Consider the following 13,013-nt stretch of genomic DNA (forward strand, 5'->3'; position numbering starts at 1 on the left):
CATTTTTCTGCTATTGGCTATCCGAATCAGGCGCCGCTTTGACGCACTCGTGCCAGTAAAGCCTCTGGGCCGTCGATGTGTACGGCGGCCAGAATCAGCGTCTTGCCAAGCTGAATGGCATGACGCTGACAGGCTTGACGGGCGGCGTCATCGGCAATGGTATCGAGGTCAGCGACATGCGCCAGCCCGATGGTACGACGAATCAGTTCGGTGCCGCCGTAGCCCACCGCATCCTGCCACACCTGCTGCAGAAATCGTTCAACGTAGCCTTCCACCGCCAGCGCCGGGTCCCGGCTCTTCTCGCGGCCTAATGCCGCAAAGCGGCTGGCGAAGGTATGCCACAGCGTCACGATATCCTCCAGACGCCGTTCGCGTGCGGCGCTAGCCTCGCGCGGCGGCAGCAATCCCGGCAGACCGCAGTAGTTCAGCAGCAGGTTGCCCAGCGCCGTACCGATATCAAACCCCATCGGACCGTAGAAACCGAACTCGGCGTCGATCACTTTCAGGCGGTTTTCCGCCACGAAAATCGAGCCGCTGTGAATATCGCCGTGCAGCAGCGTTTCCGCTTTGCTCAGAAAGGCATGCTTGAGCGCGGCGACGGCGCATTTCAGCGGCAGGTCATCGCGTAACGCCAGCACATCAGGCAGCAGCGCCGGATCAAACTGGTTGCGTTCATGATCGATGTAGGGATCGGTGAAGAACAGATCTTCGGTGATCTGGCACAGTTCCGGGTTGGTAAAACGGCTCACCGCCGCCTTCTTATCATGGGGCGACTGGTAGAAATCCGAGTGGTGGAATAGCGCTTGCGCCAGGTATTTCCCCAGCTGCGCCGCCGCCTGCGGATAGTCACTCCCTTTCACCAGTTCGCGCCGCCAGATTTCATGGTCAGACAGATCTTCCTGCACCATCACCGCCAGCTCCGGATCATGATGCAGCACCGTTACCGTGTGCTGCGGGCAATACTGCGCGTGCGCCAGCAGCGTTTCCGCTTCGATGCGGGCGCGATCCAGCGTCAGCGGCCAGGATTCGCCGACGCACCGGACGTACGGCAACGCCTGCTTGACGATCACCCGGCTAACGCCCTGCGTATCACGAATCTTGAACACCAGATTCAGGTTACCGTCGCCGATCTCATCGGCGGTAACCAACGACTGCGGATCGGCAACCCCGCCATACTGACGGGCGTACTGCACGGCATCGTCCGCGTTAAAAGTACGGTAAAGCGACATGACCCACCTCATTGATGTGCGTTTGTGTTTGCTGTTATGCGCGCCCTACTTTTAGACATAAAAGCGTTTGGACGTCTATACTTCTGTATCGCATATTGGCAGAATAAGAATCCTGATGCAATAACGCAACACGGATTTAACCACCCATGCAGACCGTTAACACCACTAGCCTCAAAGTCGTTGATAATCAGCTCTGGATCCTTGATCAACAGGCGTTGCCGCAGGAAAAAATCTGGTGCCCTTGCCCGGATACCGATGCGTTGGTCGACCATATCCGCACCCTGCGGGTACGCGGCGCGCCGCTGATCGGGCTGTCCGCCAGCCTGCTGCTGGCGCTGCTGGCGGAGCAGGGTCTGTTGCGGCCGCAACTGGCGCAGGCGCTGGATACGTTGCGCGCTTCCCGCCCGACCGCCGTCAATCTGATGAACAATCTGGATCGCATGAAGCAGGCGCTGGCCGCCGATGATTTCATCAGCGCCATGACGCAGGAAGCGCTGCGGCTGATTGAGGAAGATAAAGCGCTGTGCGAGCGGATTGCCAACAACGGCGCCGCGCTGGTGAAACCGGGTAGCCGTCTGTTGACCCACTGCAACACCGGCGGGCTGGCGACGGCGGGCGTCGGCACCGCGATTGGCGTCATACTGCGCGCTCACCAGCACGGCAAGGTGGAAAACGTCTGGGTGGATGAAACCCGTCCGCTGTTGCAGGGCGGCCGCCTGACCGCCTGGGAACTGGGCGAACTGGGGATTCCCTATCATCTGATCTGCGACTCGATGGCCGCCTCGCTGATGGCGCAGGGCCGGGTCGACGCCATCTGGGTCGGCGCGGATCGCATCGCCGCCAACGGCGACGTCGCCAACAAGATCGGCACTTACAGCCTGGCGGTGCTGGCGCACTACCACGGTATTCCGTTTTACGTCGCCGCGCCGCATACCACCCACGATCCGCACTGCCCGGACGGCAACGCCATTCCGATCGAGCAACGCGCCGCCAGCGAAGTCACCGGCGTGGCCGGCAGTTTTGGTCAGTGTCAGTGGGCGCCGCACCACGCGCCGGTTTACAACCCGGCGTTCGATGTCACGCCGGCAGCGCTTGTCAGCGGCTGGATTCTGGATTGCGGCGTGATCACCCCGGAACACGTACGCCACGGCGTTTTTCAACGTTCACTGGCCGGATGAGAGTAAAGGGGTAGGAATAAAAAAACCGTGTCTGACACAGGCAGACACGGCTTAATGCGGGATTACGCCAGTTTCGGATAGGCATCGGCGATGGCATCGCCGGTGAAGTGGGCAATCCAACCATCCGGATTGTCGAACAGGCGAATGGCGGTGAAGTGCGGCTCGGATCCCATGTCGAACCAGTGCGGAATACCGGCGGGCACCGACAGCAGGTCATTCTTTTCGCACAGGATCTGGAAAATCCGGCCGTCTACGTGCAGGCAAAACAGCCCGGCGCCTTCGACAAAGAAACGCACTTCATCTTCGCCGTGGGTGTGTTCCGACAAAAACTTGGTGCGCAGCGCCGCTTTCTGCGGGTTGTCGGCACGCATGCTGATTACATCCCAGCTCTGGTAACCTTTTTCCGCCACCAGCTTGTCAATCTCGTGCTGATAGGCGGACAGCACCTCTTCGGCGGCAGGACTGGCGCTCAGTTCACGATCCGCCCGCCAACGTTCAAAACGCACATTGATGGCGTTCAGTTGCTGTTTGATCGCTTCCGCATCGCGGCTTTGCCAGACCGGCTGACGGGCATCCGTATCGCTGAAAATGGTTAAGGCACTCATGACGGGTTCTCCTGTTAGTTGGCCTGATAGGCATGCAGATCGATCTGATCAAAGCGGTTTACCTGACGATGATGGCTGTCGGCATCCGCGTCGTCACGGATCAACTGGCAGGTATGCCAGCCCGCCTGTTCGGCGGCGTCCAGTTCCTGACGAATATCGGACAGGAACAGCAACGCACCGGCGGGCAACCCGATAGCGCGGGCGATGTTCTGGTACGACGCCGTCTCGCGCTTGGCGCCGACGCGGGTGTCAAAATAGTCGCTGAACAGCGGCCGCAAATCGCCGGCGTCGCTATGACCAAACAACAGATGCTGTGCTTCCACCGAACCGGACGAGTAGACATACAGCGCGATGCCCTGCTCGCGCCAGCCACGCAGTTGCGGCGCTACGTCCTGATAAACATGGCCGCGAAAATCGCCGTTACGGTAGCCGCTGCGCCAGATGATGCCCTGTAACAGCTTCAGCGCCGGCGATTTGCGGTCTTCATCCATAAACTGGTTGAGTGCGGCCAACAGCTGCGCGGGCGAAGCGTCCGGCTGCTCCAGCTCCTGACGCGCTAACGTCAGCGCGGCGGCAATCTCCGGGTCACGGTCCGCCTGCGCCACCGCATCGGCCAGCCTTGCGCGGGCGTACGGGAACAGCACGTTGTGGACAAAGCGAATATCGCTGGTGGTGCCTTCAATATCGGTGACAATCGCTTTAATCATTTGGCCTCCAGTAAACGCCGTTGCAGTTCGCACTGGAACAGGAATTCCAGTCCTTCCAGATGGCGGCGAGCGTCTTTAACGTCATGGCCCCAGCAGTACAGGCCGTGCCCGCGCACCAGAAAGCCGTAGCGCAGCGGCGCCGCCTCATGACGGGCCGCCACCCGCCCCGCCAGCGCAGGAATATCCTGATCGTTGTCGAAAATCGGGATCGCCACCTGATCCAGATGGGTATGCTGACCGCTCAGCGATTTCTGCATTTCATACCCTTGCAGCACCAGCGCGTCGCTTTTTTCCACCCGCGACAATACTGTGGCGTTGACCGAATGGGTATGCAGCACCGCGCCTGTTGCCGGAAATAAGCGGTAGAGCAGCGTATGCAGCCCAGTCTCCGCCGATGGCGTACGACCGCTCGGCACATGATTGGTGGCAATATCGACCAGTAGAAAATCGTCTTCGCGCAGGCTGCCTTTATCCTTGCCGGATTCGGTAATCAGACACTGCCGTTCATCAAGGCGAACGGACATGTTGCCGCCCGTCGCCGGGCACCAGCCTTTCTCGCCGATCCAGTGGCAGGCCGCCACCAGCGCGGCCAATTGTGAAGTATCACTCATAAATCATCCTGTGCAGGTGAAGCTGTCATGCAATTGTCAAACCAATTAATTAGCCTGCTTATCATTTTTGGTTATGGCTTAGAGAATTATGGAATTTAGCCGTTTAAACGTCCAAGCGTCTTGATTGCCAAATACTAGCATCCTGTATATAGTGGCAGCAATACAGGCTTGCAGGAGTCCTTTTCAGCCATGAGCGCCGCACTGATCCCCGACAGTAAACTCCCTTCCCTCGGCACCACCATTTTTACCCAGATGAGCGCGTTGGCGCAGCAGCATCGGGCGATCAACCTGTCGCAAGGCTTCCCGGATTTTGACGGCCCGGACTACCTGAAACAGCGTCTGGCTTATCACGTCAGTCAGGGCGCCAATCAGTACGCGCCGATGACCGGCGTAGCGCCGCTGCGCCACGCGATTGCGGAAAAAACCGCTGCGCTCTATGGCTGGCAGCCGGACGCCGATAGCGAAGTCACGGTCACCGCCGGCGCCACCGAGGCGTTGTTCGCCGCCATCAGCGCGCTGGTGCGGCCGGGCGACGAAGTTGTCTGCTTCGATCCCAGCTACGACAGTTACGCCCCAGCGGTGCAACTGGCCGGCGGCGTACTGAAACGGATCGCCCTGCAGCCGCCGGCGTTTCGCGTCGACTGGGCCGCTTTCGGCGCCTTACTGAGCGATCGCACCCGGCTGGTGATCGTCAACACGCCGCACAATCCGTCCGCCACCGTCTGGCAGCAGGAAGATTTCCGCCAGCTCTGGCAGGCCATCGCCAGTCGTCACATCTATGTGCTGAGCGATGAAGTGTACGAGCACATTTGTTTCGCCGCCGATGGGCACGCCAGCGTGCTGGCGCATCCGGAACTACGCCAGCGGGCGATTGCCGTGTCCTCCTTCGGCAAAACCTACCATATGACCGGCTGGAAAGTGGGTTATTGCGTCGCGCCGGCGGCGCTCAGCGCCGAGGTGCGCAAGGTTCATCAGTACCTGACGTTTTCCGTCAATACGCCGGCGCAGTTGGCGATTGCCGATATGCTGCAACATCAGTCGCAGCACTGGCGCGAACTGCCCGACTTCTATCGCGCCAAACGCGACCGGTTCGTTAACGCGCTGGCCGCCAGTCGGCTGGATATTCTGCCCTGCGAAGGCACCTACTTCCTGCTGGCGGACTACCGCGCTATTTCCAGCCAGGATGACGTCAGTTTCTGCCGCTGGCTGACCGAGCACGTCGGCGTGGCGGCGATTCCGCTGTCCGTGTTCTGCGCAGCCCCCTTCCCTCATACGCTGATTCGGTTATGCTTTGCCAAACAGGAATCAACCCTGGATGCCGCTGCGGAGCGCTTATGTCAACTTTAAAGGTCACCCTGTTACAACAACCGCTGGTCTGGATGGACGGCCCCGCCAACCTTAGCCATTTCGACAGCCTGCTGGGCGAGATTACCGACCGCGATCTGATCGTGCTGCCGGAAATGTTCACCACCGGTTTCGCGATGGAAGCGGCCAAAAGCAGTCTGGAACAGTCGGTGGTGGAAGCCTGGCTGAAACAGTGGGCGCAGCGCAGCAATGCGCTGGTGGGCGGCAGCGTAGCGGTGCAGACCGGCAAAGGCGCGGTCAACCGCTTTCTGCTGGCCGACCCGCAGGGGCGGGTGTACCAGTACGACAAGCGTCACCTGTTCCGCATGGCGGGCGAGCACGAGTATTACCAGTCCGGCCAGACGCGGGAAATCGTGGAGTGGCGCGGCTGGCGCATTCTGCCGCTGATCTGCTACGACCTGCGTTTCCCGGTGTGGTCCCGCAACCGTCAGGATTACGATCTGGCGCTGTACGTCGCCAACTGGCCGGCGCCGCGCGCGCTGCACTGGAAAACGCTGCTGGCGGCGCGGGCGATTGAAAATCAGGCTTATGTGGCAGGCTGCAACCGCGTCGGCATCGACGGCAACGGCCACAGCTATCAGGGCGACAGCCTGATTATCGACGCACAGGGCGCGATTCTGGCTTGTGCGCCGGAGCATCAACCCGCGCGTCTTGACGCCGAACTGTCGCTGGAAACGCTGCAAAGCTACCGTGAAGCCTTCCCCGCCTGGCGCGATGCCGACAAGTTCGGTTTGTAAATAACCGCCATACGGCGCTTGCCGTATGGCGTTATCGATACTCAAGCGGCAGGGGCAATACGTATTTGTCACCCTGACAGACGGATTACTCATAACGCTCTGTGTGTCGCACTCCCCGTTCTGACGTCACCCTGATCGCTTGCAACGGATTATCGGTAATGACACTGGTGAAACCACTGGTTAATTGCAGACCGAGCGACTCACGATGGTCCACGCTTTCATTGCCGAAGTAACGGGTTCTGGTCAGGTAATCCGATAATCGGGCGCAACATGTCCCATTGCTACGAACATAATAAGCGCCATCCCCTCTCGACAGATTATATTCAGGCACCGGCGTAAACGCCCCAATAGGATGACGATAACGCTTCGCCTGTGCCACATAACTGGAGGTGGGATCGGGATAGTTGGGGTCCTTGTTACCAATTTCGACCCAGGAAGCGCCCTGATCGTATGCCACCTTTATCCACTCTTCCGCCCGACAATGATGTACCTCTACCGCAGCACTGCAAAAGACATTGGTGAAACTTACGGCGATATTATCAAGGTCACCAGCATAAACCGTCGGGACAAAATGCACCCCTTCATAAACTTCGCCAAGTCTTAACGGATTACTGGCATACAAGGATGCGCTGAATTTTAGCACTACCTGATTCGCCATCCCCAGGTCTTTAACCATTGAGGCACAACGTAAAGCCGCGTCCACCGTTTTTATATCCAGCACCACAAGCAAATGAGGTGCTTTGACTTTTATATAGCGTAATGCCTCCAGCACGTTTAGCGGATGAAACCGGGTGCCGCTAAAATTCTTATCACGCAGGTAACTGTGCGCCAGTTCATTATCGGTCATGGTACGAAAGTCAGGGTCCCATCCTCGCGGTGAATTAGGCCCCTGAAATATATCAAATGGAGGAAAATGATACAGTACTCTTCCCGCATTCTGATCATGAAACAACCAAGGCGTACCCTGAGCAGACTGTTTCACATCAAGCTCAATCGCTTCAATATTATTATTTTCTGTCGCATCAATAGAGCATTGTGAATTTTCAGGGCAACCATCAGAAACCAAACCACGATGTGCGATAACTCCCACGGTTGTTTGTCCATTCGCATAAGCATATTTAAAAGCTTCCAGAATATGCTCAGGATTCCAGTTCGTTTCGGCCTGTACATTACCAATAAAGAGAAAAAGACCTGTAATAATAAAAAACACAGCCCTCAGATAGATCATCATTATTTCCTCAAAAATAATAACATTCATGCCTAAAATAATTTCAACCTCATCCCACCAGCAGCCGCACACCTTCCCAGTCAATCTAAAACAGATAACCGAAAATGAGTAACAGAAGTCAGTACAGGAGCGACTTGAATATAATAAGCATGGCCATATCTAACAAATTACCGGTTATAACACGCAACAATGAACTATAAAAAAGAAAAACAGAACCCAACATGAATTACGCCAGGTAATATTAAAATCACAATGACGACAATTTCATTTCAGAAAAATAATGATTAAATGATATCAATCTCAATGATGTATTACAAAATGAATGGAAAAGCGAAATATTCGTGGCAAAAAAAAGCGAACAAAAGTCACTGCGTGATTTAGCTAAAATAATGAGTTGATACAAAATGACCGACAAACGCCCTTCACTAGCAAAATTTATTCATTGTTTAGAATAAAAAATTTTCTTAGCACCGCATTATTATGCATAAAAATAAGTCACGAATCTCAATAAACCTCTTCCCTCAAAAATTAAGAGAAGTACACGACTAACGATATACTTTTATACGACTTGATACATTTAGGTGCCGGTGGAGCAAGCTCTTGGTGTTACGCCAGCAGCTACAGCATTGCGACTTTACATCGTCACACTCAGAACCAGAGTGGAGAATGCCGACCTCCGCGTTGACCAACGCCACGCTCATAGCCACAGGCCACATCAATGTGGCCTACCTCCAGATACAACCGGTTGTCAACGATAGCCCAGCACCGTCAACAGCAGCGCCTGCACCGCCAGCGCTACATCGTCCGTCAGTACCGACTCGTCGGGATGGTGGCTGACGCCGCCCTTGCAGCGCATAAACAACATCCCCACCGGCCAGCGTTCGGCGATGGCGATGGCGTCATGGCCGGCGCCGCTCGGCAGATGCAGATTATCGCCCTGCACCTGCGTCACCGCAGCGGACAACCGCTGTTGCAGATCGTCGTCGCAACGGGTGGCGGCGATGCGGTAATACTCTTCGGCGCTGAAAGCGCAGCCGCGCTGCATGGCGATGTCGCGCGCCAGCGTCAGCAGCCGTTGCAACAGCGCATCCAGCGGTTTGTCGTCCGGGCCGCGGATATCCAACGTCAGCCTTACTTCACCGGGAATCACGTTGGCGGCACCCGGCAGGCACTGCAAGGTGCCGAAGGTCGCCACCAGATAGGGATCGCTGTCGCGCGTTACCTGCTCGGCCTGGGTCATCCACGCCGCCGCTGCCGCCAGCGCGTCCTGCCGCTGCGACATCGGCACCGTACCGGCATGGCCGGCATGACCGATAAAGGTGCAGTTCAGCCGCCGCGCGCCGTTGATCGCCGTCACCACGCCCAGCGCCAGCCCGGCCTGTTCCAGACACGGCCCCTGCTCGATGTGCAACTCCAGATAGGCCAGAATATCCGCTGCCGGACGAGCCGCCTGTGCGATGGCGTCCGGATCCAGCCCGGCCTGCGTCAGCGCCTGCGCGACGGTAATGCCGTTGGCGTCCGGACGCGACAGCCAGCCGTCGGGCCAGGTTCCGGTCAGTCCGCGACTACCGAGCAGCGTGACGTCAAAGCGGGTGCCTTCCTCGTCGCCAAAGCCGATCACCTCCAGCGCCACCGGCAAACGAACGCCACGCTGATTCAGAAATGACACCGTTTCAATCGCCGCCAGCACGCCCAGCATACCGTCGTAACGGCCGGCGTTGCGTACGGTGTCGAGGTGCGATCCCAGCAACAGCGCCGGCGCGCCCGGCGCACTGCCTTCATAGCGGCCGCAAATATTGCCGACGCTATCCTGCCACACGCGCATACCCGCTTCCCGCATCCACTCGCCCGCCTGCTGGTTGGCCTGCAGATGCTGCGGCGACAGATAAACCCGGGTAAGCTGGCCGGCGGTTTCACTGATGGCCGCCAGCCGATCGCAGCGCGCCATCACCCGCCGAGCGGCCTCCTGCGCGTTGAGGTCCGTCATTACGCTTTCCATCAGCACCTCGCTCATGCCGGCGCCCGAGCGGCGGCGTACACATCCCAGGCGGCCTGCAACGCCGCGCCCTGCGCGGAGCGGAAACCAAGGTGGTTCAACACCGCTTCCAGCGCGGTCAGCGTCTGCATCACGCAGTCTTTGCGGGCGTTGTAGCCCATGGTGCCGATGCGCCAGATCTTGCCCTGCAACGGCCCAAACGAGGTACCGATCTCGATGGCGAAATCCTCCAGCAGCAGCTTGCGCACCTGCTCGCCGTGGACGCCCTGCGGGATCACCACGCCCAGCACGTTGTTCATCTTGTTGGCGATATCGCCGTACGGCTGCAACCCCATGCCTTCGATGCCGGCCAGCAGCGCATTACCGTGCAACTGGTGGCGGGCGATACTGGCGTCCAGCCCCTCTTCCAGAATAACGCGGGCGCACTCGCGGGCGGCGAACAGCATACTAGTGGCCTCGGTATGGTGGTTCAGCCGCTCCGGCCCCCAGTAATCCATGATCATGCCGAGGTCGAAATAGTTGGAATAAATCATTTCGTCGTCGCCGTCCTGATGATCGACGGTGCGGATGCCCTGCTCCACGCATTTACGCTGACGAATCACCGCCTCCATACGCGGGCTGAGGGTCACCGGCGAACTGCCGGACGGCCCGCCCAGGCACTTCTGCAACCCGGCGGAGACCGCATCCAGCCCCCAGGCGTCGGTTTCCAGCGGGTTGCCGCCGAACGACGCGGTGGCATCGGTGTAGAACAGCACGTCATGGCGACGGCAGATAGCGCCCAGCTCCGCCAGCGGCTGCAACATGGTGGTGGAGGTATCGCCCTGTACGGTGAGCAGCAGACGCGGCTTCACCCGTTTAATGGCGTCTTCGATCTGGTCCGGCGTGAACACCTCGCCCCACGGCGCTTCAATGGTGTGCACATCGGCGCGGCAACGGCGGGCAATCTCGCACAGCAGATGGCCGAAGCGGCCGAACACCGGCACCAGCACCCGATCGCCGGGACGGATCGCCGAGACCAGAATCGCCTCGATACCGGCGCGGGACGTACCGTCCACCAGCATGGTCCAGCGGTTGTCGGTGCGGAACAGCTGGCGGTACAACGCCATCACCTGGTTCATGTACTCGGTCATCGCCGGGTCATACTGCCCGACCAGTTGGCTGGCCATCGCGCGCAGTACGCGCGGGTCGGCATTGATCGGGCCGGGCCCCATCAGCAGGCGATGGGGCGGATTGATCTGCGCAAACAGGTCGTTATGCATGTGATGAACTCCTGATGTCCTTGATAACATTAAAATCGTAATCGCTCATACGGCTCACGGCGTTACAGCCGCACCGAGGCGATAAACTGTTTCAGTTCAGCGGTCTGCGGGTTGGCGAACAGTTCATCGCCTTTGCCTTGCTCCCACACCTTGCCCTGATGCATGAACACCACCCGGTCACCGACCTCGCGGGCGAAATTCATTTCGTGGGTGACCAGAATCAGCGTCATGCCTTCGGCCGCCAGCTGTTCCAGCACTTTCAGCACTTCGCCGACCAGTTCCGGATCCAGCGCGGAGGTGATCTCGTCGCACAGCAGCACCTTCGGGTTCATCGCCAGCGCGCGGGCGATCGCCACGCGTTGTTGTTGGCCGCCGGACAGGCTGGACGGGTAGTAATCGATGCGCTCGCCCAGCCCGACTTTCTCCAGCATCTTCACACCCAGTTCACGGCACTCGGCGGCGCTTTTACCCAGCACCAGTTTGGGCGCCAGCATCACGTTTTCCAGCGCGGTCATATGCGGGAACAGGTTGAAATTCTGAAAAATCATGCCGACCGAACGGCTGATTTCCCGCGCCTGCGAGTCGCGGTCGGTAATGGTCATGCCGCCGAGCTTGATGCTGCCGTCCTGATAGCCTTCCAGCCCGTTGATGCACCGCAGCAGGGTGCTTTTGCCGGAGCCGCTACGGCCGATGATGGAGATCACCTCGCCCACGTCGATATCCAGATCCACCCCTTTCAGCACGTGGTTCTGGCCGTAATATTTATGGACCTGATTAATGGTGATGAGCGGCATTGAATTTCTTCTCCAGATAACGGCTGTAGTACGACAGCGGGTAACACAGCAGGAAATAGCCCAGCGCCACCAGCCCGAACACCTTGAACGGCTGGAAGGTGACGTTATTGAGCATGGTGCCGGCCTTGGTCAGTTCGACGAAACCGATGATCGACGCCAGCGCGGTGCCCTTGATCACCTGCACCGAAAAGCCGACCGTCGGCGCGATGGCGATACGCATTGCCTGGGGGGCAATCACCCGGGTCAACGTCTGCGTGAAGCTCAGCCCCAGACAGCGGCAGGCTTCCCACTGCCCTTTCGGCAGCGCCTGCACGCTGCCGTGCCAGATATCCAGCAGAAACGCGCTGGTAAACAGCGTCAGCGCCAGCGCAGCGGCGGTCCACGGGCTGACGTCGATGCCGAACAATCCCAGCCCGAAAAACGCCAGAAACAGCTGCATCAGCAGCGGCGTGCCCTGAAACACATCGGCGTACAGCCGGGTCAGACGCAGCGGCCACGGACGTTTGGTCAGGCTCAGCAGCAGCAACGGCAACGTCACCAGCCCACCGCCGAAAAACGCCGCCAGCGACAGCAGTACCGTCCAGCGCCCGGCCAGCAGCAGGTTGCGCACAATATCCCAGTCAGTAAACGTCATCATCAGCGCGGCGTCCCCAAAAAGCGTCGCCCGGCCAGCAACAGCAGCTGACGCATCAGCATCGACAGCGCCAGATAGCAGAGCGTGGTCACCAGATACACCTCGAAACTGAGGAAGGTCCGGGACTGAATTAAATTGGCGGCGAAGGTCAGTTCTTCGTACGACACCTGCGATACCACGGACGAACCGAGCATCACGATGATGCACTGGCTAACCAGCGCCGGATAAATCCGTTGCAGCGCGGGCGGCAGAATCACCCGCGTAAACGTCTGGGCGCGCGACAGCCCCAGCACCCGCGCGGCTTCCCACTGGCCTTTCGGCGTCACCTGGATGCCGGCGCGGATAATCTCCGTGCTGTAGGCCCCCAGATTAACCAGCATCGCCAGCAGGGCGGCCTGCCCGGCGGTGAGTTTGAGCCCCAGCCCCGGCAGACCGAACACGATGAAAAACAGTTGCACCACAAACGGCGTATTGCGGATCGCCTCGACGTACAGGCCCCACAGGCGGCTGACCACGGTCGGCTTACCGCTGCGCAATGCCGCGCCGCAGATGCCGATGGCGATCCCGCCGATCGTCGCCATCGTCGTCAGTTGCACGGTGACCCACAGGCCGGCCAATAACTCCGGCCAGTAAGGCCATAGCGCCGCGAAATGAAGCTGGTAGGTCATGG

Annotated in this window: 13 protein-coding genes; 3 read left to right on the plus strand and 10 right to left on the minus strand. The window is 58.9% G+C overall.

What is annotated here, in order from left to right; translation table 11 throughout:
• Positions 1-26: 26 nt before the first annotated feature.
• Positions 27-1,229: an S-methyl-5-thioribose kinase gene (mtnK, locus tag DXX3274_RS17365; protein WP_042860833.1), complete on the minus strand. Its 1,203-nt coding sequence runs from the start codon at positions 1,227-1,229 to the stop codon at positions 27-29.
• 146 nt (positions 1,230-1,375) lie between these two features.
• On the opposite strand from mtnK, the gene mtnA reads away from it, so the two are divergent.
• Positions 1,376-2,407, plus strand: a complete 1,032-nt coding sequence (gene mtnA, locus DXX3274_RS17370; protein ID WP_042860835.1) for an S-methyl-5-thioribose-1-phosphate isomerase — start codon at positions 1,376-1,378, stop codon at positions 2,405-2,407.
• Positions 2,408-2,469: 62 nt separating this feature from the next.
• On the opposite strand, the gene DXX3274_RS17375 is transcribed toward mtnA, so the two are convergent.
• From DXX3274_RS17375 to DXX3274_RS17385, 3 genes are read right to left on the minus strand one after another with little or no spacing between them, the layout of a single operon-like run.
• The gene (locus DXX3274_RS17375) at positions 2,470-3,012 is read right to left on the minus strand and encodes an acireductone dioxygenase (RefSeq protein WP_042860836.1); all 543 of its coding nucleotides are present in this window, start codon (positions 3,010-3,012) and stop codon (positions 2,470-2,472) included.
• A 14-nt stretch (positions 3,013-3,026) separates the two neighbouring features.
• The gene (mtnC, locus tag DXX3274_RS17380) at positions 3,027-3,719 is read right to left on the minus strand and encodes an acireductone synthase (RefSeq protein ID WP_042860837.1); all 693 of its coding nucleotides are present in this window, start codon (positions 3,717-3,719) and stop codon (positions 3,027-3,029) included.
• Positions 3,716-4,330, minus strand: a complete 615-nt coding sequence (locus tag DXX3274_RS17385) for a methylthioribulose 1-phosphate dehydratase (protein WP_042860838.1) — start codon at positions 4,328-4,330, stop codon at positions 3,716-3,718. Before DXX3274_RS17385 ends, mtnC begins: the two co-directional genes overlap by 4 nt.
• Positions 4,331-4,519: 189 nt before the next feature.
• Here DXX3274_RS17385 and DXX3274_RS17390 point away from each other — a divergent pair, with 189 nt between their 5' ends.
• Together DXX3274_RS17390 and DXX3274_RS17395 are read left to right on the plus strand one after the other, a co-directional pair.
• On the plus strand, positions 4,520-5,677 hold the full coding sequence (locus DXX3274_RS17390) for a pyridoxal phosphate-dependent aminotransferase (RefSeq protein WP_042860840.1): 1,158 nt from the start codon (positions 4,520-4,522) through the stop codon (positions 5,675-5,677).
• A complete protein-coding gene (locus DXX3274_RS17395) occupies positions 5,665-6,432 on the plus strand; it encodes an amidohydrolase (protein WP_042860841.1) in 768 nt (255 codons plus the stop codon). Before DXX3274_RS17390 ends, DXX3274_RS17395 begins: the two co-directional genes overlap by 13 nt.
• 85 nt (positions 6,433-6,517) lie before the next feature.
• Here DXX3274_RS17395 and DXX3274_RS17400 read toward each other — a convergent pair whose 3' ends face one another.
• The 6 genes from DXX3274_RS17400 to DXX3274_RS17425 form a co-directional block, all read right to left on the minus strand.
• On the minus strand, positions 6,518-7,690 hold the full coding sequence (locus DXX3274_RS17400) for a hypothetical protein (protein ID WP_042860842.1): 1,173 nt from the start codon (positions 7,688-7,690) through the stop codon (positions 6,518-6,520).
• A gap of 718 nt (positions 7,691-8,408) precedes the next feature.
• Positions 8,409-9,674: an allantoate amidohydrolase gene (hpxK, locus tag DXX3274_RS17405; protein WP_042860843.1), complete on the minus strand. Its 1,266-nt coding sequence runs from the start codon at positions 9,672-9,674 to the stop codon at positions 8,409-8,411.
• Positions 9,671-10,915, minus strand: a complete 1,245-nt coding sequence (locus tag DXX3274_RS17410) for an alanine--glyoxylate aminotransferase family protein (RefSeq protein ID WP_042860844.1) — start codon at positions 10,913-10,915, stop codon at positions 9,671-9,673. The genes hpxK and DXX3274_RS17410 overlap by 4 nt, the downstream gene beginning before the upstream one ends.
• Before the next feature lie 62 nt (positions 10,916-10,977).
• Complete coding sequence (locus DXX3274_RS17415; protein WP_033570587.1) at positions 10,978-11,709, minus strand: amino acid ABC transporter ATP-binding protein; 732 nt, start codon at positions 11,707-11,709, stop codon at positions 10,978-10,980.
• Positions 11,690-12,346: an amino acid ABC transporter permease gene (locus DXX3274_RS17420; RefSeq protein WP_042860845.1), complete on the minus strand. Its 657-nt coding sequence runs from the start codon at positions 12,344-12,346 to the stop codon at positions 11,690-11,692. Before DXX3274_RS17420 ends, DXX3274_RS17415 begins: the two co-directional genes overlap by 20 nt.
• Positions 12,346-13,011, minus strand: coding sequence for an amino acid ABC transporter permease (locus DXX3274_RS17425; protein ID WP_038666293.1), 666 nt, complete (start codon positions 13,009-13,011; stop codon positions 12,346-12,348). Before DXX3274_RS17425 ends, DXX3274_RS17420 begins: the two co-directional genes overlap by 1 nt.
• Between the last annotated feature and the right edge of the window lie 2 nt (positions 13,012-13,013).

This window comes from Dickeya sp. NCPPB 3274 (assembly GCF_000406205.1).
Classification (GTDB): Bacteria; Pseudomonadota; Gammaproteobacteria; order Enterobacterales; family Enterobacteriaceae; genus Dickeya; species Dickeya fangzhongdai.